Source organism: Aquimarina rubra, from assembly GCF_042684305.1.
GTDB classification, from domain to species: Bacteria; Bacteroidota; Bacteroidia; order Flavobacteriales; family Flavobacteriaceae; genus Aquimarina; species Aquimarina rubra.
Genome location: NZ_JBHULE010000002.1, coordinates 128,404 through 155,149 on the forward strand (window position 1 = coordinate 128,404; position 26,746 = coordinate 155,149).

The 26,746-nt window shown below is 33.1% G+C and carries 19 protein-coding genes; 6 read left to right on the plus strand and 13 right to left on the minus strand.

Annotated features, from left to right (window positions below; genetic code table 11):
* The first annotated feature begins 9 nt into the window (after positions 1-9).
* Positions 10-1,431, plus strand: coding sequence for a TolC family protein (locus ACFSR1_RS01145; RefSeq protein WP_378288801.1), 1,422 nt, complete (start codon positions 10-12; stop codon positions 1,429-1,431).
* Positions 1,432-1,495: 64 nt separating this feature from the next.
* Here ACFSR1_RS01145 and ACFSR1_RS01150 read toward each other — a convergent pair whose 3' ends face one another.
* A complete protein-coding gene (locus tag ACFSR1_RS01150) occupies positions 1,496-4,942 on the minus strand; it encodes a YDG domain-containing protein (RefSeq protein WP_378288803.1) in 3,447 nt (1,148 codons plus the stop codon).
* A 246-nt stretch (positions 4,943-5,188) separates the two neighbouring features.
* Between ACFSR1_RS01150 and ACFSR1_RS01155 the strand changes: the two genes are divergently transcribed.
* Positions 5,189-6,496 carry a vanadium-dependent haloperoxidase gene (locus tag ACFSR1_RS01155; RefSeq protein WP_378288805.1) on the plus strand — a complete coding sequence of 436 codons (1,308 nt, stop codon included), beginning with the start codon at positions 5,189-5,191 and terminating at the stop codon, positions 6,494-6,496.
* Positions 6,493-9,801, plus strand: a complete 3,309-nt coding sequence (locus tag ACFSR1_RS01160; protein WP_378288807.1) for a VCBS repeat-containing protein — start codon at positions 6,493-6,495, stop codon at positions 9,799-9,801. The genes ACFSR1_RS01155 and ACFSR1_RS01160 overlap by 4 nt, the downstream gene beginning before the upstream one ends.
* Before the next feature lie 56 nt (positions 9,802-9,857).
* On the opposite strand, the gene ACFSR1_RS01165 is transcribed toward ACFSR1_RS01160, so the two are convergent.
* Complete coding sequence (locus ACFSR1_RS01165) at positions 9,858-10,358, minus strand: GTP-binding protein (RefSeq protein ID WP_378288809.1); 501 nt, start codon at positions 10,356-10,358, stop codon at positions 9,858-9,860.
* Positions 10,359-10,653: 295 nt separating this feature from the next.
* Here ACFSR1_RS01165 and ACFSR1_RS01170 point away from each other — a divergent pair, with 295 nt between their 5' ends.
* Both ACFSR1_RS01170 and ACFSR1_RS01175 read left to right on the plus strand, forming a co-directional pair.
* Positions 10,654-10,980 carry a hypothetical protein gene (locus ACFSR1_RS01170; RefSeq protein ID WP_378288811.1) on the plus strand — a complete coding sequence of 109 codons (327 nt, stop codon included), beginning with the start codon at positions 10,654-10,656 and terminating at the stop codon, positions 10,978-10,980.
* A 218-nt stretch (positions 10,981-11,198) separates the two neighbouring features.
* Positions 11,199-12,056 carry a universal stress protein gene (locus tag ACFSR1_RS01175; protein WP_378288813.1) on the plus strand — a complete coding sequence of 286 codons (858 nt, stop codon included), beginning with the start codon at positions 11,199-11,201 and terminating at the stop codon, positions 12,054-12,056.
* Between the two features lie 261 nt (positions 12,057-12,317).
* Here ACFSR1_RS01175 and ACFSR1_RS01180 read toward each other — a convergent pair whose 3' ends face one another.
* The 6 genes from ACFSR1_RS01180 to ACFSR1_RS01205 all read right to left on the minus strand — a co-directional run bounded on the left by ACFSR1_RS01180 (position 12,318) and on the right by ACFSR1_RS01205 (position 20,599).
* Entirely contained in the window at positions 12,318-12,941 is a 624-nt protein-coding gene (locus ACFSR1_RS01180; protein ID WP_378288815.1) for a toxin-antitoxin system YwqK family antitoxin, read from the minus strand.
* Positions 12,942-13,045: 104 nt separating this feature from the next.
* On the minus strand, positions 13,046-13,822 hold the full coding sequence (locus ACFSR1_RS01185; protein ID WP_378288817.1) for a YHYH protein: 777 nt from the start codon (positions 13,820-13,822) through the stop codon (positions 13,046-13,048).
* 333 nt (positions 13,823-14,155) lie between these two features.
* Positions 14,156-15,103 carry a hypothetical protein gene (locus ACFSR1_RS01190; RefSeq protein ID WP_378288819.1) on the minus strand — a complete coding sequence of 316 codons (948 nt, stop codon included), beginning with the start codon at positions 15,101-15,103 and terminating at the stop codon, positions 14,156-14,158.
* A gap of 249 nt (positions 15,104-15,352) precedes the next feature.
* The gene (locus ACFSR1_RS01195; RefSeq protein WP_378288821.1) at positions 15,353-18,616 is read right to left on the minus strand and encodes an AsmA family protein; all 3,264 of its coding nucleotides are present in this window, start codon (positions 18,614-18,616) and stop codon (positions 15,353-15,355) included.
* A gap of 151 nt (positions 18,617-18,767) precedes the next feature.
* Complete coding sequence (locus ACFSR1_RS01200) at positions 18,768-19,379, minus strand: hypothetical protein (protein ID WP_378288823.1); 612 nt, start codon at positions 19,377-19,379, stop codon at positions 18,768-18,770.
* Positions 19,380-19,984: 605 nt separating this feature from the next.
* The gene (locus tag ACFSR1_RS01205) at positions 19,985-20,599 is read right to left on the minus strand and encodes a hypothetical protein (RefSeq protein WP_378288825.1); all 615 of its coding nucleotides are present in this window, start codon (positions 20,597-20,599) and stop codon (positions 19,985-19,987) included.
* A 304-nt stretch (positions 20,600-20,903) separates the two neighbouring features.
* Here ACFSR1_RS01205 and ACFSR1_RS01210 point away from each other — a divergent pair, with 304 nt between their 5' ends.
* Positions 20,904-21,419 (plus strand): hypothetical protein, encoded by a 516-nt coding sequence (locus ACFSR1_RS01210; protein ID WP_378288827.1) that lies wholly within the window; start codon positions 20,904-20,906, stop codon positions 21,417-21,419.
* A 195-nt stretch (positions 21,420-21,614) separates the two neighbouring features.
* Here the strand turns inward: ACFSR1_RS01210 and ACFSR1_RS01215 are convergent, their stop codons facing one another.
* The 5 genes from ACFSR1_RS01215 to ACFSR1_RS01235 all read right to left on the minus strand — a co-directional run bounded on the left by ACFSR1_RS01215 (position 21,615) and on the right by ACFSR1_RS01235 (position 26,404).
* Positions 21,615-22,220, minus strand: a complete 606-nt coding sequence (locus ACFSR1_RS01215; protein WP_378288829.1) for a hypothetical protein — start codon at positions 22,218-22,220, stop codon at positions 21,615-21,617.
* A gap of 85 nt (positions 22,221-22,305) precedes the next feature.
* Entirely contained in the window at positions 22,306-22,593 is a 288-nt protein-coding gene (locus ACFSR1_RS01220; protein WP_378288831.1) for a type II toxin-antitoxin system RelE/ParE family toxin, read from the minus strand.
* A complete protein-coding gene (locus ACFSR1_RS01225) occupies positions 22,586-22,825 on the minus strand; it encodes a ribbon-helix-helix domain-containing protein (protein ID WP_378288833.1) in 240 nt (79 codons plus the stop codon). The genes ACFSR1_RS01220 and ACFSR1_RS01225 overlap by 8 nt, the downstream gene beginning before the upstream one ends.
* A gap of 481 nt (positions 22,826-23,306) precedes the next feature.
* Positions 23,307-24,275, minus strand: coding sequence for a hypothetical protein (locus ACFSR1_RS01230; RefSeq protein WP_378288835.1), 969 nt, complete (start codon positions 24,273-24,275; stop codon positions 23,307-23,309).
* Positions 24,275-26,404, minus strand: a complete 2,130-nt coding sequence (locus ACFSR1_RS01235; protein ID WP_378288836.1) for a hypothetical protein — start codon at positions 26,402-26,404, stop codon at positions 24,275-24,277. The genes ACFSR1_RS01230 and ACFSR1_RS01235 overlap by 1 nt, the downstream gene beginning before the upstream one ends.
* Positions 26,405-26,746: the final 342 nt, after the last annotated feature.

The window sequence follows — 26,746 nt, forward strand, 5'->3', positions numbered from 1 at the left end:
CAAAATAACATGTCACTGAAATCAATAATTTATATCAGTGCTTTTCTTTTACCATTCATTGGATTTACGCAAAGAAAAGGCACAGAAAGATATTCTCTATCCCAATGTATAGAGATTGCTTTAGAAAATAATCTCGATTTAAAATCCACTATCCTGAATGCTAATACAGCCCGAGTAAATTATAATCAATCTAAAGCCAATATATTGCCAACACTGAATGGTAATTATAATATTGGGGTAAATAATGGAAGAAGTATCGATCCCTTTACCAATGATTTTATAAATCAAGAACTAACGTTTTCTAATGCAAGATTGAATCTGGATGCTACTATATTTAATGGTTTCCGAATATTAAATACAGTACGGCAACAACGACTTAATAAGCAAGCATCTGAAATGGAAATAGAAGAAGCCAAACAAACATTGATATTGAATGTAACCTTAGCATATCTACAGGTTTTAAATAGAACTGATGTATTAGCGCTAGCTAAAACAAGATTAATAGCGACGAATAAGCAATTAAAGCAACAGGAAGATTTGTATAATGAAGAGGTAGGAAATCCAGCAGATTATGCAGATATAAAAGGTCAAAAAACGATAGATGAAACCAACATACTGATTGCAGAAAGTGACCTGAATAATGCTAAACTAAGTCTTACAAGGCTTATGAACATTCATCAGGATATTTTGATAGATAAAACATCGATTTTACTGGATTTTGAAAAGTACACACTTTCGTCAGAGGATGTTTTTAATGATGCCATGCAAAATTTAGCGACTTTCAGAGCTAAAGAATTAAGAGCAAAAGCTGCTGAAAAAGGAATCAGGGTTGCTAAAGCCCAATATATCCCGGAGATTTCATTTTTTGGACAAGTAAACACCAACTATTCTAGTGTTGCGGAAACATTTACAGAAACCGGTTCTGATATTGTAGAAACGGGAGATTTTGTGACTGTCAATAATGACCAAATTTCTGTTTTTACCAATCAAACACAATTTACTGGAGAAAATATTGAATATTTAGATCAGTTTGATAACAACTTAAACACTGTTGTTGGAATTGCCGTAGACATTCCATTGTTTAATGGCTTTAGAGCAAAAAATAATGTAGCTCTCGAAAAGATAAAAGCTGAAGAATCCCTTATTGAACTGGAACGAACAGCGCTGGAAGTGAAAAATGCTATTGCACAGGTTCATTTTGACATGCAAACCGCATTTAATCGATATGAAAGTCTACAAAATCAAGTAACTGCTTTTGAAGAATCCTATCGCGTTAATGAAATCCGTTTTAACAATGGAGTTTCTAACTTTATAGCCTATATCACTAGTAAAAACAATTTGGATAATGCAAAAACCAATCTTACCAATGCTAAATATGAGTATTTATTACGTGTTAAAATATTAGAATTTTATCGTGGGAATTCTTTTTAGTTTTTAAATAAAAAACCGGAACAAATGTTCCGGTTTTCTTAATATTTATCGTTACAAAGAATATTTATTCTTTAACGATTCTTTTGATGGTAAAACCATTTTCAGAATATACGGTCATCAAATATACTCCTGATTCCATCGATGAAATATCAATCGTGTGTGTTGCTGTAGTTGATTTTAAAGGTTTAGAAATAATCATCTTTCCTTGAATATCAAAAATCTCTGTTTTTTCTAAACGTAAACCAGTATCTGCACTTATAGTAATACTATTTGTCGCCGGAATCGGATACAAACGTAAACCATTCGCCAATAACTCATCATCAATACTTAATAAGTTATCATACGTAATACTAAACTGAGGAGCAGCAACATTTCCTGTCATTCCTGCATCCATAGCAACATTGGCATCCACATCTACTGTTACCACACCTGATGTAGCAGGAATTATATCCACTGTATACACAGCACCTGATCCACTAAAGTTAGATGTAGCACCATTACCAACTGTGATATCGCCTTCTACAAAACCTGTCACATTTCCTGAGAAAGTAATTGTTACAGGTATTGGGTTTGCTCCGGTAGGACCAACTTCTGTAGACGTAATAGCCACTGTCTGTCCTGTGATATCTGCTGATAAGGTAGGCTGCGTTAAGCTATAATTACCTGAATCTGTTCCACTGATCGTATAACCTGTGGTAGTAATGGTAATTCCTGTACCTCCATTTGGAGAAGCAAAAGTAAAGACTGGACTTCCTCCTAAGCTAACATCATCCGCTCCAACTATTCCCGACAAGGTCGCTGTTCCGGTTGCAGTAGCTGCTGTTGTACCATCATACACTTTATCATCTCCAGTCAATCCATTAATAGTTAATTCTTTGGCGGTAATATCTGCTGATAATGTAGGTTGTGTCAATGTATAATTTCCTGAATCTGTTCCCGAGATTGTATATCCTGAAGTGTTCATCGTGATTCCCGTTCCTACATTCGCACTCGCAAACGTAAAGACTGGACTTCCTCCTAAAATAACATCATCAGCTCCGATGATTCCTGATAAGGTTGCAGTTCCACTTGCAGTTGCTGCAGTCGTGCCATCATACACTTTGTTATCTCCTGTTAACCCTACTATAGTTAATTCAGCCGCTGTAATATCAGCAGAAAGTGTTGGCTGTGTCAACGTATAATTTCCTGAATCTGTTCCCGAGATTGTATATCCTGAAGTGTTCATCGTGATTCCCGTTCCTACATTCGCACTCGCAAACGTAAAGACTGGACTTCCTCCTAAAATAACATCATCAGCTCCGATGATTCCTGATAAGGTTGCAGTTCCACTTGCAGTTGCTGCAGTCGTGCCATCATACACTTTATTATCTCCTGTTAAGCCTACTATAGTTAATTCAGCCGCTGTAATATCAGCAGAAAGTGTTGGCTGTGTCAAGGTATAATTTCCTGAATCTGTTCCCGAGATTGTATATCCTGAAGTGTTCATCGTGATTCCCGTTCCTACATTCGCACTCGCAAACGTAAAGACTGGACTTCCTCCTAAAATAACATCATCAGCTCCTATGATTCCTGATAAGATTGCTGTTCCACTTGCAGTTGCTACAGTCGTTCCATCATATACTTTATTATCTCCTGTTAACCCTACAATAGTTAATTCAGCCGCTGTAATATCAGCAGAAAGTGTTGGCTGTGTCAAGGTATAATTTCCTGAATCTGTTCCACTAATCGTATAACCTGAAGTGTTCATTGTGATTCCCGTTCCTACATTCTCACTGGCAAACGTAAAGACTGGACTTCCTCCTAAGCTCACATCGTCAGCTCCGATGATTCCTGATAAGGTTGCAGTTCCACTTGCAGTTGCTGCAGTCGTTCCATCATATACTTTGTTATCTCCTGTTAAGCCTACTATAGTTAATTCAGCCGCTGTAATATCAGCAGAAAGTGTTGGCTGCGTCAACGTATAATTTCCTGAATCCGTTCCTGAAATCGTATATCCTGAAGTGTTCATTGTGATTCCCGTTCCTACATTCTCACTGGCAAGCATAAAGACTGGACTTCCTCCTAAACTAACATCATCTCCTGTTTCAACTCCCACTAGTGAAGCTGTTCCTGTGGCTGTAGCTGCTGTGGTTCCATCATATATCTTATCAACTCCCGTAAGACCCGTAATCGTTAATTCTTTTGCAGTGATATCCGCTGACAAGGTAGGCTGAGTTAGCGCATAGTTTCCTGAATCAGTTCCTGAAATTGTATAACCAGTCGTATTGACTGTGATGCCAGTTGCGACATTCGCAATTACAAAGGTAAAGACCGGACTTCCTCCTAAAGAAACATCATCTCCTGTTTCAACTCCCACTAGTGATGCAGTTCCTGTGGCACTTGCTGCGGTAGTATCATCATACACTTTGTTATCTCCTGTAAGACCCGTAATCGTTAATTCTTTCGGGGTGATGTCTGCTGATAAGGTAGGTTGAGTCAGTGTATAGTTCCCTGAATCTGTTCCACTGATGGTGTAACCCGTTGTATTGATGGTAATCCCTGTGCCTACATTGACACTTGCAAAAGTAAAGACTGGACTTCCTCCAAGACTCACATCATCCCCTCCTTGTACTCCCGATAATGTAGCCGTTCCTGTAGCACTTGCCGCAGTGGTATCGTCATATACTTTATCAAGTCCTGTAAGCCCTGTAATGGTTAAAGGAATAAGAGAAGCTGTGGTCACATCTATTTTTGTTGGCGATGCTTGTAAATTTGGTGTTCCTTCATCATCCTCAGCAACTACATACACATCATATCCCGTTGCTGCCGTTAATCCGGTAACACTAAAATCGTTGGTAAACCCTCCTGTAGTTACAGCTGCATTGCCACCGGTTATAGGAGGCCCTCCTCCAGCATTAGTACCTGCTACCACTTGTGCAGAAGAGGGAGCTCCAGCTCCATCGGGGACGACTACATAATAAATCGTTCCTGCCTCATCTATATCTGTCCCCAAGGTCAATGTTGTTTGTGCTATTGATGATGCATTGGGAGTCCCGTTCTGAAATATGGGGGCTGTTGTATCTCCTCCTGTAGAAAGTAATGTGACAAATAATGGTGTGTTTTGAGCACCATTAGTACATCCTGTACCATTAACCTGAAATTTATAGGATCCTGAAACAGGAGCAACAATATCAATCTGTCCATCATCACCACAACTATTAGTGTCAAATCCTATTGGAGCATTTGATGGATCAAAAATTGTAATTTCACTATCATAAGAAGCTCCACAAGAATCAAAACGATAGGTATTGCCTGCAGTAACGTTGTTTATCACCTGATATTCACCAGCCCAAGTGCTACTGTTTACCTGAGTTCTATTACCTAATGTTAAAGCAATAGCATCAAAATCAGGGTCAAAATCCGCCCCCCCTTGTGGACATTGCCCATACATCTGAGCTGCTGCCACAAAAAAGAAAAATAAAAAATAAGCGAAAATTGATCGCTTTTGTTGATAAAGTAATTGTTTCATCATAGTTTACGATTTGGTTTATTACTATAAAATGATGAAAATAGTAAAATTCCTATTAATTTACAGTGATTAAACAAAATAATTACGGTAAACAGGTGTTTACACCTGTTAAAAAGCATACAAACAAGCAAATATGCAGATTAAACATTGCATCGTATAAATTATGATGTTTCATACTTATTAATATTTTATTGATAACTACATCTTAACAAATTTTTATACTTTAGCTCATATTTTTGATATTACTTCATGAAAAATCGATCAGTACATTACCTGTTTATAGTACTCCTTACCACGATAACTATAGCCGCTTGCACCTCTCCAAAAGTGGAAGCTCCTGATGCCGAAAATTTACACTCTGTTAATATCGCACTGGAAAAAGATATTGTGCACGATTTTTTTTCCCCACCGGTAGCCAGTAGGATTTACTTATATCCCAATCTGATTTCGTATGAAATTATAAGCCAGAAGCATACAGACTATGTGTCCTTAAAAACGATTCTTCCTGATTTTCCTAATATTCCGAGATATGAAGGGAAACAGCATGAAATAGCTTCTTTATATAGTTTTTTACTAGTAGCTAAGGAATTGGTCTATACGACTAATCATATAGAAACTGAAATCAAACAATTAGATGAAAAATTTGCAACTATCGATGATCTAGATGCTATAAAATCCTATAGTAAACAAGCAACTGCCTCTATTAGAGAGTGGTTACAAAAAGATAATTACCCAGAAACCCGCAATATGCAGGGCTATACGCTTTTAGAAAAAGAAGGCTCTTGGACTCCTACACCACCCGATTATATGGATGCGCTTGAGCCCCATTGGGAAAAAATCAGGTATGTTACCCTAGATTCTGCAAACCAGTTTACTCCAATCGCTCCCACAAAATATGATCTTACAAAAGGAAGTGATTTCCATAAAGAATTAATAGAGGTCTACGAAGCTGTTAATACAAAAACAGATAGTACCGAAGCCATTGCTAAATTCTGGGATTGTAATCCAATTATTTCCAGACAAGAAGGACATATTACCTATTCTGAGAAAAAATTAACTCCGGGAGGACATTGGATGAACATATGCAGATTGGCTTCTCGCAAAGAAATACATACTTTTGAAGAAGTTGCTTATTCGTATACCAGTTTATCTATTGGTATTTTTGATGCTTTTATTAGTTGTTGGCAAACTAAATACGCCACCCATTATATTAGACCTGTTACTGTAATTCAGAATGAAATTGATCCGGGTTGGTTCCCGATTTTGTCCACTCCCAACTTTCCAGAATACACCAGTGGCCATAGTGTAGTTTCAAGAGTGGCAGCTACTTTACTAACATATCGATTCGGAGAAAACTATAGTTTTACTGATACAACCGAAGTCCCTTTCGGAATGCCGCCTCGTTCATTTTCTTCATTCATTCACGCTTCTGATGAGGCAGCAATTAGCAGGTTTTACGGTGGGATTCACTTTAAACCAGCTATTTATCAAGGTATTAAGCAAGGTGACAAAGTAGGAAAACACGTGTTAACCGCTGTTAAAAAATTAAAAAAATGAAAAAGCTTATTTGTTTCATTCTAATCGCCATAGTATGCGCTTGTAAGACAGATCAATCTTATAAAAAACAAATAATTTCTATAGATGCAACAACTAAAAAACCAACGTTGTTTGAATTACAAAACCCTGAAAGTAGCGGTTTTTATTTTTTAAACGAAGTAAACCAAACCGATGCGATCAATATAATAACATATGAAAACTACTACAATGGTGGTGGAGTTGGAATTGGTGATGTTAATAATGACGGATTGCCAGATGTCTTTATGACGGGCAACTTATTTGGAGGTAGATTATTTCTCAATAAAGGTGACCTAAAATTTGAACAAATTTCTGAATCTGCTGGTGTATTTTCTGCTGGTTTTACTACCGACGTTACTTTTGTGGATATTAACAATGATGGATACCAGGATATTTACTTGTGTAAATCTTTATCATCACAACCGGATATGCGAAAAAATGTATTGTTAATTAATAATAAAGATAACACATTTACGAATCAAGCAGATGTATATGGGATTGCAGACAATGGTTATTCTAATCAATCTGTTTTCTTTGATTATGATCACGATGGAGATCTTGATTTATATATTATGAATCACAGAGCAGATTTTGATAAAGCAAATCACATTTTTGACTCTAAAGAAAAGAAAGGAAATATTACTCCTGATCACGTTTTTTGGAATGAAGCTTATGCTGATAGATTATATCGTAATGATGGAAATAAGAAATTTACAGAAGTTTCAAAAAAAGCCGGTATTATAAATTCCGATTTTAGTTTGAGTGCCGTTCCTAAAGACCTCAATAATGATGGTTGGGTAGATTTATATATTTCTAATGATTTTTCATCAAAAGACCACGCATATATCAATCAAAAAGATGGAACGTTTAAGGATGAAATAGAAACTATCTTTAATCATATTCCGGTGAGTGCCATGGGATTGGATATCGCAGATATTAACAATGATGGATTAGAAGATGTGATGAATGTAGATATGACTCCAGAGGATAATTATAGAAGAAAGCAATTAAAGGGTCGAGGTTCTTATGACAAATACCATCTGGCCAAAAAGTATGGGTTTTATCATCAGATTACTCGTAATATGCTGCACCTAAACAACGGAGATGGTACATATAGTGAGATAGGACAACTAGCAGGAATCGCATATACCGATTGGAGTTGGTCTACTCTATTTGCTGATTTTGATAATGATGGATGGCAAGATATTTATGTTTCTAATGGACATTATAATGATATTACAGATCAGGATTATTTAAAATACAGATCTGTTGAAGCTATTGAAAAAGCAGGAGGAAATGACCAGGTTAAACCATTAGACCTTATTAACCTAATGACTAGTACCAAAATAAACAACTATTTCTATAAAAATACCGGGAGTCTTCAATTTGAAGATAGAACTGTAGAAAGTGGTTTAGGTTTCCCTTCTTATTCTAATGGTTCTGCTTATGCCGATTTGGATCTGGATGGTGATTTGGATTTAATTGTAAATAATTTCAATCAGGAATCTTTTTTATTTAAAAATACTAGTCGCGAAAAGCAGTTGGGAAATTATCTTTCTATCTCTCTAAAAGGTTCACAGGGTAATTCCTTGGGCTTTGGCGCAACTGTCACAATCAAAACTGCAGATGGGCAACAAATAAGAACCTCTAATCCTTACAGAGGTTTTATTTCATCTGTAGACCCTAATTTACATTTTGGTTTAGGTAAAATTACCGAAATAGATGAGTTAGAAGTTATATGGCCAGAAGGAAAACGCCAAGTATTGAACAATATCAAAGCCAATCAACGTATCGTATTAAATTTTACAGAAGCTGCAGAATATAAAAGAGAACCGATTGAAATACCTGAGCCTTTGATTACCACTTCTAAGGATAATCTAATATACACACATAAAGAAAGTTCATACCAAGATTTCAAGGCAGAACCTTTACTAGAACATAAATTATCAAACGAAGGCCCCGTGATTGCATCAGCAGACATTAATGGAGATGGATTAAATGATTTATATATTGGAGGTAGCGCACAGCAGCCGGGTAAACTCTTTGTACAAAAAAGAGATGAAAAATTTATCGAAAAAAATACTCCAATATTTAATGATGATCAAAAATATGAAGATGGAGGCTGTGCCTTTTTTGATATTGATGGAGATGGAGATAATGATTTATATGTATCCAGTGGAAGTAATGAATTTAGCGATGCATCTCTGTATCAAGATCGGTTGTATATAAATGATGGAAAAGGAAATTTTACAAAAGGAGTATTACCTAATATAACAACATCTACCTCCTGTGTAATTCCTTTTGATCACGATCAAGACGGAGATTTCGATATCTTTATAGGCGGATATGCCAACTGGAATGCTTATCCGACTGCAGGAAAAAGCTGGTTGTTAGAAAATGACAATGGAACATTTACTGATAAATCTGCATTATTACCCAACCAAGGACAATTAGGTATTATTAATAGTGGAGTTGTGTTCTCTTCTAACTCACTGATTGTGGCCGGAGAATGGACGCCAATTATGCATCTAAAAAAAGATACCTCTGGTCAATTTAAGATGTCAGAAAATAATGGGCTATCCAAAACAGGAGGCTGGTGGAATATTATCAGAGCAGCTGATATGGATAATGATGGTGATCTTGACCTAATTGCCGGAAATAGAGGAACGAATTCTGTTTACAATGCATCTGCAAAGCATCCTGCGGTGATTTATTGGGGAGATTTTGACAACAATAAAGATTTGGATGCCATTACATGTTATTATTTTCCTAAAGACAGTGCTACATATCCTAAGGCTAACTTAGATAAATTGTTTAATCAGATGAAAAGTATTCGCAGGACTTTTCAAAATTATGATTCCTATTCTAAGGCTTCACTAGAAACTATTATTCCGGATCGCTCACAATATAGAGAAGTTCATTATTTCGAATCTATCTATCTTGAAAATGTTGGAGATGATCATTTCCAAATCCAAGCGCTACCTAAGAAAGCTCAATTTGCACCCATCCAAGATGTATTGGTAAAGGATATTAACCAAGACACATTTAAAGACCTTATACTAGTAGGAAATGATTTTGGAGTGGATGAAGAAAGTGGCATCAGCAATGCAAGTAAAGGTCTAGTTCTTATAAATAAAAAGGATAGCTTTCAGGCTTTAAATTCTTTAGAAAGTGGTCTAAATACGTATAATATGGATTCCAGACACATTGTCCTAATAAATGAAAAACTCTTTGCAGTCACTAATAATAATGGCCCTTTGCAATTTTTCGAAATTATAAAAAACTAAATTAGATAAAAGAATATTTTACATCTTACAAAAACATCACAGACAAACAGTAATATTTATTTCTTAGTACCACCCAATGTACTTTTCATAAACTGATACAATGCATGCATTTCTTTTTTACCCGCTTCTTTGCCTAAGCGACCTGCAAAATACAATACAAACCAGGTAACAAAAAGTAAGACCATAGCAATGATAGCATATAGATAATCATCTCCTAAACTCATATTAACATACATCCAGATACCTGCCCCTATGAATGCTGTGGCCACAATAAAATGAGCAAACATAAAAAATGTCCAAACCGTTGGACTGGGTCCAAAAAGTCCTTTGAGTTTTGGTTTGTCATCTATATCATAAATCTCTAAATGCAATTGCGGAGACCAAAAGTGTTGATCTTTTTTGGGAATCCGTATAAACACATGATGATCGATACGACTGATCTTAAAATCTTTACAAGTTTTTCCTTTTTTCTCGAAAGCCTCCAGAGCTTTTTCTGATGGCACATCCAAATCCTGAAAAAATCTCGGTCGTAACACAATGTCCTTTGCAATCTCCATAGATGAGAGTTAAACATCAATGTTACCATTTTTCTAAATCTTTATTCCTGACTTTTATCAGTTTTCAGCCATATCTCTTCCAAGTAAATTGTTCTAATTTATATTCATAAACATCATTTCTAGGGAAAATTACATCTATAAACAGGTGTTAAAGTCTGGTTAATATGCGGCCTACGTATTAGACAAAGCTGCTATTAATCTTATATTTAGTAAGTTATGAAATTTTAGCAGTAGCATAAATCAATACCAAAGTAAGCTACTTTATAATAAACTAAATTTTCAAAACGATGACAAGATGAATGACAAAACACAGCATAACATCCATTTTTTTAGGCAATTTGCCTTTGTTTTTGTGGTATGCACTATGGTTATTCAGCCCGTAACCCAAACCTTTGATTTCTTGTTTCAGGACGATTATGAATTAGTGAACTATGATTGGGATAAAAATGCTGAAAAGGAAAAACAAGAAAAAGACGGTAAAGACGAAAAAATAGAGATATTACTTACTAGTGATTATTCATATCACGTTTCTTACCATAAAAAATCGTTTTGCTCTTGGTTACAAACTTCTTTATGGGATGTGCATCTAGAAATCCCTATACCTCCTCCAGAAATGGTATAATTGCTTACCATTAGTATTTCATATACGTATAGCAAAGGTATACCTAAAAAATGTATATATTCTTTTTCAGAATAATTCCTTTACTACAATCCAATCAATAATAAATGATTAAAAACTTGTAGAAACCTATTATAAATGGCAATGCCAATATATATAATTACATTTAAAAATATAGGAATCTATGACTGTTTTAAAAACAAGCCTAAAAACTTAAAACCATGAAAAATCAAGATCTCAACAATAAATATCGATTACTAGTCCTTGTTGACTTAACTCAAAAATCGCATACTGCTCTAAAAAATGCAATCCATTTGGCTAAAGTAATCAATGGAACGATTGAACTATTTCATGTATGCCCACCGGCAAATGTTGTACAGTATGAAAACCAACTTTCTGCGATGCGCACTATCAACGAGACATATATTAGGACAGAAAAAAAACTACAGGACATGGTACTTCGTATTTCTGAAGAAGAGAATGTTGCGATTACCTATAATTTCACTTTTGGTAACGTAAAAAGCGAAATCCATAATTACATACAGAAAACCAATCCTGACATTGTTGTCGTGGGTAAAAGAGATAAAAAGTTCATTAACTTTTTAGAAGATGGTGTCACTAAATTTTTATTAAAAAAACATCCCGGGATTATTATGATTACCGGTAAAGAAAAAACGTTCCAACCGGACAGTGATATTTCCTTAGGTTTTTATAATAACAATAATGTTATCGATAACCACACGGTAAATATTGTCAAAGACCTAAATAAGCAGTCAGAAAATCCTGTGAAATTCTTTAGTGTTCGTAAAAAATCTGCTGCAGACAACGCTAAATTAGCAATTGACCATATTAAGTCTGCTTGTAATTTTATGAATTCTGTAGAATATAAATTTGAAGAAAACCCTTATTCTCTCGACGGTCTTACGACCTATGTTCACAAAAACAACGTAGAGCTGTTATGTATGGGACGTGTTAATGATAACAGAGGATGGTTAAACAGACTGATTAACAGAAAATCCCACATGGACAATGTTATTGAAAAACTAAATATTTCTTTGCTTGTTGTTGGAGGTCGGTAATACGATATGCTAGTTTTGTTAGTCTAATTAGTAGTACTGTAATACTATAAGTTTAAATACCCTTGCAAACTAAAGGTCTGAGAAGTGAACAAAACCTGAAATTGTCAGTCTGAGCCTGTCGAAGACATTTTGAAAATCAACCGATTAAAAAACTTTGACAAGCTCAGTTTGACATAGTAAAGTTACTTTCCGGATAGCCTCTTAGATTATACAAAGATCTCGATCGCTATTTCGTTAAAATGAAACTTTTCATCTCAAACGCTATTCTTTTTTATATCTAACGTTTTCATCTTCTAGTCCATAACAAAGGGCTGCTTTTTTTAATCCAAAAATTCTACCATTCTTTGCTTCGTAATTTGCATATAAAGCACCATTTTTTCTAAATGCTTGCTGTATGCCTTCCTCTTTTCCTTTATTCATATTTAACTTCTTGAAAAGCTCACCAGTTGGATACCATTTCTTTTGCTGTCCGTGCAGTTTACCTTTATGGTAATTGAGATGAGCAATTAGGATATGTACTGAATCTGAAGACCATATTTTTTTTTCTCCATGTAATTTCCCCTTATGATAATCCGCAACATTTTTAAAATGCCCGTCAGGATACCATTGAATAAACTTGTTTTGCTTTTTCCCGTTTAAGATTCCAAATTTTTCCTTCAAATTATTATCTGGATAATAACTAACAACAAATCCGGAATATAGCTGATCGTTTAAAGTCCATACCGATGTTTTATGATCATAGTGCAGTACTGATTTTTCTACTATAGTTTCTGGCACTTCCAATAGGAGATCTGTTTCAGGGCTTATTGATGCTTTTTCCTTTTGTTCAGAACAGCCAATAAATAGAAAACAAGGAAACAAAAGTGCCAAAAAAAATATTTTCATTGTAATGATTTTAATTTCGGTGATTAGTTAAAAAAGAAACCACCCTCAAATTAGAAGAAAATGCGAATGGTGGTTTCTTTTCAATCAATCATCTCTTGTATTACCTACATAATGCTATTAGGGGTGCCCTTCAAATCAACAGCAAAAAGCGCTATTATATTCCCTAAATACAGTTCATTAATGATATGATAATGATAGAATTCTTCACCTTCACTGTGTTGTGTCGCTCCATAATGCCCTCCTGACTCATCTAAATTCGTTGGATAAGAACCATCCATTTCTCTTCTTCCATAAATTAAAAACCCATCTGCCAGGATTCCTACCAATTTTTCATCATCATGAGAGAGCGTGGTATTTTCAGGAACATCAGAAGACTCTACGTGGTAGTGATACCCAGAAGGTCCATTGTGAGCTCCTGCATAATCAAATGTTTCTACAATCATTTCTTCGATTGGTCTATTGTCTCCTTCTTGATCATTAAAAATTGGTACTCCAGTTACAGAAATACCAATAGGACCTAGCCCTGTCGCTGTGCTCGTAGCAGCTATTTCTGGTGCAGAAGGAACAGTAACAATAAAACTACGATCGCCACCAATACGTCCGGGAGTCAATCGAGTAGCCACTACGGGATCAATATACAACGGTTCCGTCTCTTCCCAGTATGGAGAGGTGTGATTAGGCAAACCATTTGATTCAATGGTAATTTCATCACCATCAAAAGAGACGGTGACAGCATCAGGATTAAATTCATCAAATGCAGCTAATGGTGTGCTGCCTTCGGTAGATGAATCACCTGGATCATTGTTCGAATCATCCTTACAAGATGAAATTAAAATAATAGCTCCTAAAAGGAACAAAAAAGTGAATTTGGAGTTTTTCATGTTTTAAGATTTAAATTTAGACATAAGTGTGTGCTATACTTAGACTTTACTATTTAAAAAAGGTTTAATTTAGGTATGAAATTAATTCTTTTATTAGCGGAATTCGATTAGAAATATGGAAAATGATCTGACGAGCATACTCCAATTAGTATCAAAACCATGCCATCTCATTGAGTGTTTTTTGTGTAGCCATAGCGTAGTCTAAAATGTACTTAGATAAGCCTGTCCTGAGTTTATCGAAGGGCTCAGCAGAACTATCGAGATGTAGTACAACACGAAAAGCCTATAGGTAATATCATCAAAGACGATCTTAAGAATTTCATAATTTGTCTTTTATTTTTTCTTAAATATCGATTTTATTTTGTCCAACAACGTTTTTTTAGGTTTTATATTCTCAAAGAAACTAGGATGGAACTTCACGTCCTGATGATTCTCTAAAATCTTTTCTGCAGTTTTAATAGGATCGAAATCATCTTTATAATTGAGTATTGACTTGATATGCTCGTCAATCTCTGTTTGGTTCATTCTTAGTTCTGTTGTATCGTATCCAGCCACTTCAAGTAACTTGATATATCCAAAACTACCAATTTCAATTTTCCAATTTGGCCACAAATCAACTAATGCTTCGTTAAGGCCGGTTATACTTTGATTTACATATAATTGTTTTTGATCACGATCAATGAGTAATATATCCCAGATTTCAATTTCTGATTCTTTTACCAATGGACTGGAAGGTTTATTCTGCAAAATATCAATAAGCTGCTCTCCAACTAATGCTACTTCTTCATCAGATCCGGTGTAAAGCTTTTTTAAAGCTACTTGTCCATCTTTTTTTAAAATAATGAAACAGGCCACATAATCACTGACCTCATCATTCTTTAGTCGTTCTATTTCTATTCTATTAAAATTTGTTTCCTGATGTTTTGTGTAGGATATAGAAAGTTCTTTTTCGATATCATACATTTCTTTTTCAGCATAAACTATTTTCCAACCAGGCCATTTATCTTTAAGTATTGCGAGATATGCTTCTCGTAATGAATACTCAGATAATTGTTCTATTTCATAGAATAACAGTTTTTTGATAGTCAAATCTACTAGCACACATCCTTCTATCCAGGGTTCATTGATTAATTCATCTCTTTTCTCAAACTGTTGAATATGATCTATAAACTTTCTTTTACCAAGCAATAAGTCATTCGCAATTAAATTTGCTCGCCAATGCGTATAATAAATATCGATACCGTCTTTGGTTTTGATGATATAATTTCCTCTTTGTCCCATGTGTTTTTGGTTATCAAACTACGTTGTTATAAAATTACATTTTAAACAGTGTATAAAAAAATTCTGTTGAGAATGATAGTAAGTAGCTTGATGAGCTTTAGGAAATGGAAGAGATGGAGTTGTTAATTTGGAAATACCCCATTAAGATCATAAGTAAACAGAAAGTTTAAGGCTAGCAAAAAAGTATTTTCGTTTATTATGTCTTTTCTAGCAAATATTGCCTCTAGTCACTGACCGGGGATCACTAAATTACTTTTCTTTTTTCTTACCTAATGAAACCTTGTAGTCATCTATACTGCCTTTGATCTTTAGATTGAGGTACTTAATTTTTTTGTTAGGATCTACTTCTACAATTTCATCTTCTTGCTCCTCGCTAATAGCAGTAGTATCGTTCTTGGCACCAAATAATTTTTTCCAGGAAGCCTTTCTTACCGTTTTCCAGGGAATACGTATGTAGTAATCGATATTTTGATTGTTATCATGAGTACCGGACAATTCCATATGACCCAACGTAGATTCGATTCTCATCGCCGGAATCGTAATCTTCCCTTTCTTTATATCCAAGCTATTTTGTAAAGTATCAAAACGAATGTTCTGCAGGTTTTTATCTCCCATATAATCCGAAAGCGCCAGCATGGGGTCGTAGTTTTTCAACCTTCCATTTAATACTTTTACGTCCATTTCTATGGTAGATTGGTCCAGATCTGGCACCATATCCGGGTATACTCTAATCTTACCTTTAATTCTAGAGGTGAGTTTTCCTTGTAAATTTTCTGAAACGAGATGGTCTTGCCCAAAATTTTCAAATTTGAACAACAATTTATCTAAATCAACATTATTCATCACCAAATCCGGCTGCATATAGATATGTTCCGGATCACTGCCATTAAAATACCCACTTAATCGAATATTTCCACCTGCAGCATCCATATGTAAGGTATCGATATAAACGTAATGATCGGGTGTTGTTCTTATCGCTGCTTTGATATTTTGTAGATCTATTCTATGATATATAAAGTGAGCGATATCCGCCTTAAACTGCATATCTGTAAATGGTAATTCATATAGATTAAAAGCTTCTGCGTGTTCTTTTACATCTGCAGTTTTTGAAGTAACAATTGTTGTTGGTTTCGGAGGATTTACATCGAACTTAAAAAGTGCATCAAAGTCGATATAATTTGCCTTTAATTCGAGATAATTATCTCGTTTCTTTATTTTCTCATCTTTTCCTAAGTAATAGTTTAGATCGAAATTAAAATTAGTGGTTCCTATTTCGCCATGAAAGTCTTTTATAACGATATGTTCATCTTCGTAATGAATGTTTCCTCTAAAATCATGAAAGCGAAGCGGATGCAATTTCATTTTTGTATCCAACTTATCTAAAGCAAGATCGATGGAATGTAAAGCCGAATCTTTATAGTGCATACCAGCCGCAACATGCAATGCCAAATCATCAAAAGTTTCGTGTCGATACTCTTCTGGAACATAATTTTCTCCCTTATACGAAAAGACATCTTCTAGTCTTAACTTATTAGAAGTAAGATTGATATCTAAATCTACATCTCCGTTCAGTTGGGGTTGCATCCAGAAAGCATACTCATGTATGATCCCGTCCAAATGAAAATCACTATCATCTATATATCCCGTAAAATCTACTATTTTTAAATCTTTATCATCGATTAACACATCGGCATGAAAATCGTGAAGTTTATGTGGATAATGCTTCAAGTCAGCATATAAACTATCGATAAAAAATTCGCCTTTGGGTAAATACTTAGATTCTGTGAAATCTTTCGCAGAAGCTTTAAAAGAAAACCCTGTACTTAGACCTTTTATTTGTTCATCGAATCCGGTTTTGGTGGAGTCTTGTATTGAAAAACGGGTTAATTCGGCAATATCCAGGTTATTAGAACTAATATCCAAATGAACATCAACAGGGATATCCGTATGATGCACAATTGCAGGTAAGTCCGAAAGAAAACCACTTACAGATATATCAGAATTTCCCATCAACAGTTCGAATTGGTTCAGGGTCGCTTCCTTACCATTCATTACTAAATGTACATTCATATCTTGCAAAGGAGCGGGAAGTTCTTTGGCAACCAAACTCAAGTCTTTTACAATCAGTTCTGCAAAGTACGCCTGATTGAGTTTTTGTAATGCTTTTTCTGGCTCGTCAATATCGATAATATCATGAAAATTCATTTTCAGCGACACTTCTCCAGAGGCCTCTTGTACTTGATCTAGTTCTAAAAAATCTGCAATAAAATCAAGATTGAAATTCGAGTTTACTTGCATATTCACTTCTGGAGATTCAAAATTCTTCACAAAAACAGAACCTGAAAATTCTCCCTTTTCTAAAGATGCTGTCATATCGGTTAGCGAAAATTCCATGGTACTTGCATCTCTATTTTTTCCATTCGTAAAATGACCATTGAAGCCCATATTATCGATCTTTTTCCCTCTTTTAGTATTTTCCAGAAAAGCTTTCCCAGCTCCAAAATTAGCATTAATAAAAGGTCTATTTCCTTTGTTAGCGGGTCCTTGGATCGTAGCATTAAAATAGATTTCGCCGGCATTTCTGTACTTTTCTAATACCGGTATGACATCTGTTGGAGCAAAAGCAATCAGCATATCAAAATTAGGCTTTGTTCCGTTTATAGCAAGGTCAAGATCTACATCATTCTTCGTGTCTATAGAGCCTTCTAACTCAAAATCACCATTTTCCATGACAATACCAGAAGGTTGTATATCAAGAATGCCCGTGTGTTCATTAAATACAAGGTCTGTATGCACTTCTAGATGTTTATTATGGATAAAGGTAGTATCGCCATCTTTGATCACATTTAACTCAAAATGAGTGTCTATATGCCCGGCGATGATACTATCTTTTTGACTAAAACCACCGGTACCGGCATACATAAATTTTTCGACGTCTGTATTCGTAGCTTCATCTAAGGTATGGATGTCCAGACTTTTAAATCGAATTTTTTTTAGATGAATATTGGTGGAAGGGGTTTCTGTTTCAGAAGTGCTGGCCAAAGAGTTTTGAATATTTGTCGTATTATTTTCGTGAATCACAATATTAAAAACGCCGTCTTCTACTACTAACGACTGAATATCATAATCTCCTTTCACCATATCCCATAGGTTAAAACCTATGTATATGTCTTTTACATCCATGATGATGGGCGCATTGTCTTCTTTGGTTTCAAAAATTTGCACATCATATACTTTGATCGAGATATATGGAAAGTTACCAAAAAGAGATAATTTACTTTTACCAACGCTGATAAGCCCTTTGTGTTCTTTGTTTAGTAGTGCGATCTCCTCTTTAATAATTTCAGATTGATTGCTCTGAATATATAGTATGAGGCCTCCTACCACTAACATTGGGACTAAGATTAGTCCTAATAAAATTCGTTTCCAGAATTTTTTAATCTTCACAGCAGGCTTCTTTAGGGTTATGACCTTAAAAGTAACGAATTCGTATGATAAAATCGTATGTATCATACGAATTCGTTTTTTGGGTCTAACAGGCGTATTAATAACTGGATCTGAACACCTTGCTGCAACTAGTTTTTATCTCCACTAGTTATACTTGTCCGACTCTGGCGGAGACTAGTGGCAGTATGGGAAATACTGCTGAAAGAAGTTTAGCATTCTATTTTTTAAATTTTAAATCTCCGTCATACTCATCCCAATTAATTGAGTTCTCTCCTCTTTTGCTTATTGTTTTTTCGATTTTAACCTGATCATCTTCAATAATTTTTACCTTTAAATCAGGCGAATACATCTTTACTAAGAGAGACTGCGACTTTTCTATAATGGGTAAAATTTCTAGAACAGTTATTTTATTCTCCACTATTTCAAAACTCAGAACATCTAAATTAAAAAAAGCACCTTTTTTCAAGACCTTATCTACACTCATTCCACCTTTGTAATTAAACCCAACGCAAGTGATGCTATACTTTCCTGGTTTTAATTTAATTTCTTTTGAGGTTCCATACCTTGTCATATATGGAAAATCAAAATTTAGGAATCGTTTATTCGCTAAAGTAGTTACAAACTGATTTCCTGAAATCCCCCACTCTAAAGCTCCACTCTCAAGTTGTTTCAATACTTTTTTTCTCAACTTGATTTCAGATACAAATGGCTCCAATTTCAAAATAAAAGTTCCTTCAGACTCTTGAGAAAAAAGAGGAGAAATACTTATGCTTAAAAAAATAAAAAACAAAACAGATGTTGAAAACTTTGCTTTTTTAGATACCTTCATTTTAATTTCCTTTTAATAATTATTTTACTTTTTTGTTTGACCGATTAAACAAGTAGATCAAATATTAACCATTTCTAACAAGTGATATTTATCAATTATTACTACCTGTTAAACACTCCATTTTTAAGGATTGCAAGTATATAAAAAATGTTTTGTTTTTTAAATTTTTTATGCCCCAATTGGTTTATTTCTCGCATAGCATATGTTGTAAATGATAGACTTTTTAGAGTACAGGAGGAAAGTTATTATCAAGTCATTAAAAGAATTGAAATAATGATCATTAAATTGATGAAAATGGAAAAAGCATTTATTTTTAGGTGTGAATAATAGTTTCTCAAATACTTTTTAAATAAAAAATCAATAATCAAGAAAAAGAATGCCGTCAAAATAAAGAAAACAGCTACTACAAATCCAACTGGTGGCGTATGACTTCCACCAATTCCATATCTAATAATCGAATAGATTGTAAAACATAATCCCAATAGATATAAGAGGGATTTAATTATTCTATATATGTCCATTTCCTGCTCTTAGTCGTCACTATTCACACTTCTCTGCCTTGGGAGAAGGCCAGAACGGTAGCGAGAGTTGTTAGTAAATGTTTTTTAATATTCGTATTCTAATTTACCTTTAATTTCTAATAAATCTTTTTCTTTATCAGGAAACATTAGAAAGAGTTTATCCAAAAGCTTTTTAGCCTCGTGGCAATTTTGAAACTCGCTTTCACATTCAAAACTATATGACCTAACGAGTCTGTAATTAATATCATAGTTTTTTGGGAAAATTTCTTTTGCTTTTTCATAGTAAAAGATAGAATTATACCATTTTCCTTTTTCAAACCACTCATCGCCTTTATTGATCAGTACTAAAAATTGTTTTTCTTTTTCTTGGAATTTTAGCACTTGTATACTCTCTTTATCTATACTGTTTTGCCGGATTACATTAATTGTAAAATATGTAAAAACACTTATTATAAGTATTGCGATACCGATTAGTATTGTATTTTCTTTTCGGTTTTGCTTTCTTATTTTTTTTCCTATTTGCAGTAGTTCTTCTTGTGACGCTTTTTTAAAATTTAATTTTCCTTCAGTGGCTTTTAAGGACTCTTTTTTAGTATTAAGGAAAGTCCGTTCTTTTTGGAATAGTCTTTTAGACCTGAGTAACTTTTTATTGTTACTCAAGCTTGTTATCATTCCTTGAACACTTCCTCCTCCAAACATTTTTTAATATTTACTGACTACAAAATATATCCAACCGGATACATTGTTACTAATTGGTATGCTTAAAATTAAAATTGTTACAATCGTTTATTGAAAAAACAACCGTATTACATAAAAATTTATAGTGGTTATAGTTATATATTCTTACTCGAAGTTGACACTAGTTGCACTTGTCCGCCTCGGGCGGAGATTAGTAATAATAAGAGTATTTTTTCATTTTTAGTTTTTTGCGCTTAAAAGTAACATCTTAAGTAAAACAAGTTTAAATGTTCTTACTTTTGTGTTACCTGCAGTGAAAATAAAGATGAGTAAAACGAGGCTAATAAAACGACTAAAAGGATACTATCCAATTGAGAAATTTCATACGTATGTGACTTTTCCAGGATTACTATTTTTTATAGTGCTCACTAATCCTCTTATCAACGTAATTCTGTTATCTTATGGACTAATTATGTGCATATTCATTCTGTATCAAGGACAACATTACTGGAAATTGAAACTGGATGGGCTTAAAGGAGAACATGTAGAACAAGACAATAATATTCAGTTCTTCAAGAAATCAAAACAATTAAATTCTATATTGATTTTGTTTATGCTTCCTGTTCTTTTGATTCAGCTTTACGTGCAAGGCTGGAGTTTTGAATCTAATAATATGTTGGTTTGGGGAATAATAGCCAATTTATTCGCAGTATTAGAACACGTAAACTATTACTATATCCAGCTTATGATTGACAATAAGTATGATGTTGCATATCTAATAAAAAATAAGAAATTAAAGAAGGCTAGTCTTGCAAAAGACTTGTCTGAAAACAAAATATAAAAACAGGTAACTACAGATATAAAACATAGCCTCCCGCTACCCCAAGTTTGCAACTAGTTTGCACCACAAACCTATGTTAGACAACATAAAAAACAGCCATCATACACAAAAAACCACGGCTGTTATATATTCTTACTCGAAGTCTACACTAATTACAAACTAATAGAAGTCTGGGGATATCGTGTTATATAGTATTCATTTTATTTTATGATAATAGCATTGATAATGATTGTCTTTAGCATCTCCAAAAACTAATAATATGGCACCTGAGTTATGATGTGCTATTTCAGCAACCAAATTATCCTTTAAATCCCTAGTTAATCTTACTTTATTAACTTCTATCCCACCAAATACATAAGGAATTCCACCAATCGTTGTGTTTTTATTTTTCAAATATAAATACCCTTCTCTCAGCTCATATTTAATTATTCGTTCGTTAAATTTTTTATTATTAGTTAAATATTCAAATTTAATTTCCCCATCATTAATAACATTTATTTTAAAAGAAAAATTACTTAAATTATTCTTATTTAGGGTGTCTTTTTTATTGCCTCGATCTCGATCCAAAATTTGAAAAAAATTATTATAACTAGGGTAATGATTGTTCATAATAGAGTCTTTCGATCTTGCTATGATACTGTATTCTCCATTTAACTCTTTTATATTTTCTGAAGTCAGAAAAGAAGGAGTTAAAAATACTGGGTTTTGATATTGGTATGAAAAAGATGCACAATTACTAAGAGATATTATAATCAAAAAGAGTGCTAGGTATATAAAAAGCTTATTAACTATTATTTTCATTATTTAGTTCTAATACTATATAATGGTTTGTGTAAAATGCGTTTCAATGCATTTTTACGCCTTGTTGACAATAGTGCTTTACAATTCATGATATTTCGTCCAAATCTTGTCTGCCGACAATCGCCATAATTTCTATAATATCTTCACTTATTTTAAAAAAAATACTATCAACACCACAAACACAACGTCTGTAACCTTTTTTTATATAATCTACTGATTCAAAAGAAAAAGGTCGTTCCGAAATAATATCAAAATATTCAAAAAACGATTCGAAATATTTATCTGCCTGCGTTATTCCAAATTTTTTAGTTCCGTAATGATGAATCCGAATCAGATCATTTTTAGCTTCGTTACTTAATCTGTATTTAGCCATTAAGCAAAGACTTTGATTTAGCTAAAATTTCGTTTTTACTGTCATTTGTAAATCCGCTATTTTCGGCCTTATCTAGTTTAGCACGAATCCAGTCAATTTGGGCTTGTTGTTTTCGGGCTTGTCTAATTAAGTCATTTATGAGTTCACTTTTACTTGAATATTCATTACTATCGACTTGAGTTTTAAGCCACTCATCATTTGGCTTTGTAAATGATATGCTTTGTCTTGCCATAATTGTATTTTGATGTAAAAATACACCAAAAACGCATCATTTCAAAATTATTACCAACTACTATACAACAGTAATTCCCCTTGCTACCCCAAGTCTGCAACTAATGTGCACCACAAACCTATGTTAGGCAACATAAAAAAACAGCCATCATACACAAAAAATCACGGCTGTTATATATTCTTACTCGAAGTCACCACTAGTTACAAACTAGCGGCAGCAGGGGAAGAGAATTGCCAACATTTAAACACTTCAAAGTAATCATTATGAGATAATTAAAATATAAATATTAACTTTGAAAAACTGAGCTAGTGCTTTTCATAGGACACGTTGTTACCTGCTGGCTTTTCTTTCCGTAAACTTGCTAGCGTTGGCGTGAAAGCTCTTTTAAATTTGTGAGGCACGAGCAAACTTTAAATGTGCTTGAACTAGTGTTGGCAATATATAAATTCAATTGAAAATAAATCTCACAAAACTTACCATTTTAAATACTAATCATATTAATATGTTCTAAAATATCCCTTTTTAACTTTGACAAAGGTTGTTTTTCATCTTCCAAGTAGGAGTGGTTTATACCAAATACATAATAATAGGCTTCTTCTTTGGTTAAATTCAACTTCGGGTATCTTTTTATTAAATCATCTATATATGTTTCTGTAAAAGCCTCTTTTAACCTTAATAAATGATTTAGCTCTTTATTATGAATAGAATACTGTTCCGTCAATCTAAAAGTTTTAATGTTTCCTTTTATTTTTTTTATTTTACTTTGGTTTTTACTGAAGTTAAATTCAATTTCGGGATTTCCCCTTCCTATTAAATCTTTATAGTTTTTTGGTCTATGTATAAACTTAGCATCATCTCCAAATCCTTCTATATACGGATGAATATTATTTGTAAGTGAAGTTTCTTTTCTTCCTTTAGCATTCCTATTACAAATCACACAACTGGGAATTAAATTATAAAATGAAAGCCTTAAATAGGGGTATTTATATTTTGGTAAAAAATGATCAATATCTGCTCTAACAAATTTTGTTTTATCATTACCAATTGTGGTAATATAATTTCTGTTACAATAAGGACAAGTGTTTATTCCTAATGCTGAAGTGAAGCTATATCCGCTTCCAGAACTATGCTTTTCATAATTAAAGATTTCATTAATGTTTTTCTTGAATTCAGAAAAAACCTTTGGTTTGTCATTAACATATTCTTTGTTAAACAAATCTTCGAACTCATTTTTATGTTTTATCAAAATGCTATCTATATCATTAGATATGATTTCTCTTAAATGTGCTCTAATGTAAACTGCAAGTTTAAAGTTAGACTTTGTGTAATAGTTATTTAAAAATGAAGAATGCTCATTCAACTTCATTTTAATTGAGTATTGAATTGTCTGATAAAAGTTTTCAGATAGGGTTTTTAAATTTCTATTTTGGTTTAGAGTTAAGTCAATCATTAATTTAGTTTTTTTAATTCTAATTGAAATTTCTCAATTTGAGATTCTAAAAAAGCTTTTTTAGAAGAATTATTTTCTGGAAAGCATTTATAATGCATATCTAGAAGCTTATTCCTAACAATTCGATCTCCTATCAGTTGTATTATGGAGAGATAGTTTTGTTTTATAAATTCTTCTTTAAGTGAGTTAATGAGTTTTTTTGTAGCCGTAGATTCTTGGGCATCTAAAATCGCATTCAATTTATTTAGGACTATATCAATTACTTTTTCAGAATAATCTCCAATATTAGAGTCGAGATAAAACGTACTTTGGAGTAATTCATATATGTTTGCCGCAAAAGTTTTTTCGGTAACAGGAAATGGAGAACCAGCATTTAGGTTTAGTTGGTTAGTGTGTGGGATATCAGATAAAACAAATGGTGAATGCGTAATATAAATTATATGTATGTTCTTTATAAGCTTCAATTTTAACTTATCAATTTCTGATATTAAATGACTAACAATTTTTCTTTGATATTCAGGATGAAAATATAATTCTATTTCATCAAATAACATTAAGACATTTTTATATTTAATATCTTTTGAGTAATGATATGAGTCTAAATTATTTAAATGATAAATACTGGACTGGACTGATTGCATAAGCTGTAATTCACCAGAACTTAAAGTAGAGATGTCAAAATAATCTTCCCTGTCATCTTTATAGACATTGATTATAATTTTAAATAGACTTGGTGGTAAACAGTTAATAATTTTATCTGAAAATTCCAATAGCTTTTCGGCAAATTGATTGAATGGTATTCTGTATATTTTTCCTGTTAAATTTGAATCGAACCAATATCTTGTTTTAGAATTATCAGGAGTAAAAGTTTTAAGAGGATTATTTAATATATAATTTAAGGCTTGCCTTAGTTTTAAAGTGATATGGGTGTGATCATCACTCAATTTTTTTAAGTAATCTATAAATTTAGATTTGTTAAAACTTGTTTCGAACATAATAGGCTTGCTATAAGTGCCAAACTCTAAGTAATCCCAGTATTTGTTATAATTAAATGCAATTCGATATAGTTTTTTTACAATGTATAATTGTACTTCCTTTTCATACACTATTTTATTAGTTTCTATATATTCTGCTCCAAGAATATGCTTTATCGCAAGAACAACTAATTTCTCAATATTAAATCCAAGATTGCTTTCCTTGAGTAATTCTTCAATCGTCTTTTCTTTTAAAGCTCTCTCTTTTCCTCTATCATAGTATTTTTTTTCAGATTCTAAAACCTTAATTTTAGATCTATCAAGTTTAAATATCAATTCAGCAAGCTTAATATCTTCGATAATTTCAACGTCAGTTTTCTGATCTTTATATTTCAAAACCGAATTAGATAATAATCGATATTTAAAAAGGTAATTTTCTCGATTAATATCAAAATTACCTTCAGTTCTCATTGGATTAATTACTAAAGGTGTTTGGTAAGAATCATTTTTATGAAATAGATGAGTTATCCAGGATCCTATTTGTTGAGAATTGAGTCCATAGATTGAGTAATTCACAGAAATAGTATAAAACAAATTGACTAAATCTTCTTTTTTTAAATTGTCAGGCTCATTCTTATATTTAAAAACATTGCCTTCCTTTTTTGACTTGAATAGATAGCATTCTCTTTTTGAGTCGTCAAATTGAAACTTCAATTTATACGATGTTTTTTCATCAATCAGAAAAAATAATTCACATCTTAAATAATTTTGAGATTCTATAACTAAGTTCTTATCAGAATCATATAAGATTTCCAATTGAATAGCAAGATTGTGAATAGCTAAATACAAAATCTCTATTAAGGAACTTTTCCCACTACCATTCTTACCAACAATAGAAGAGACTTCAATATTAGTCCTATAGTTGTTTCTTAATTGGTAAAGATTTGGAATACTATTCTCAACATTATGTGTTAAAACATTTGAGTCGTCACTAATAGAGTAATCGTTAAAAAACAAAAAGGGAGTGTTATGCTCCAGGTTTTTTAGAAAATTATGATTCTCCTTAGGAGTCCAATTTATTGGATTTACTGGAGAAAACTCTTCCTTAGATAATTTATTTCCTGTTTTAATTGCTATTAATTTAAAATCACTCATTTGGACATATAGTATTTTTTTTCAATTGTTCTGACAATGATATTAAATTTTAATCCCTCAATTAGGTCTACTAAAATAATTATTCAGTTTGATTAAAGTTGGGAAAAGGCAAGCTCTTTTTATTTTTTGAGGCACGAAAAAAATAAAAAGAGCTTGACTGTGCGTTGGCTTTTCAGCTTGCAGGTAACGTTTAGCCATGCGTAGTGCTGAAGCAGAAAATTACTGGTTTTCGAGCGAGCACTTAGCCAAAGTTTATGTTTTGTTTTTATATTTTCTAAAATACTAAATTTAATACTTTGGCGACAAACCAAATAGACAATAACCTTTCGATTAGTCAGAAAA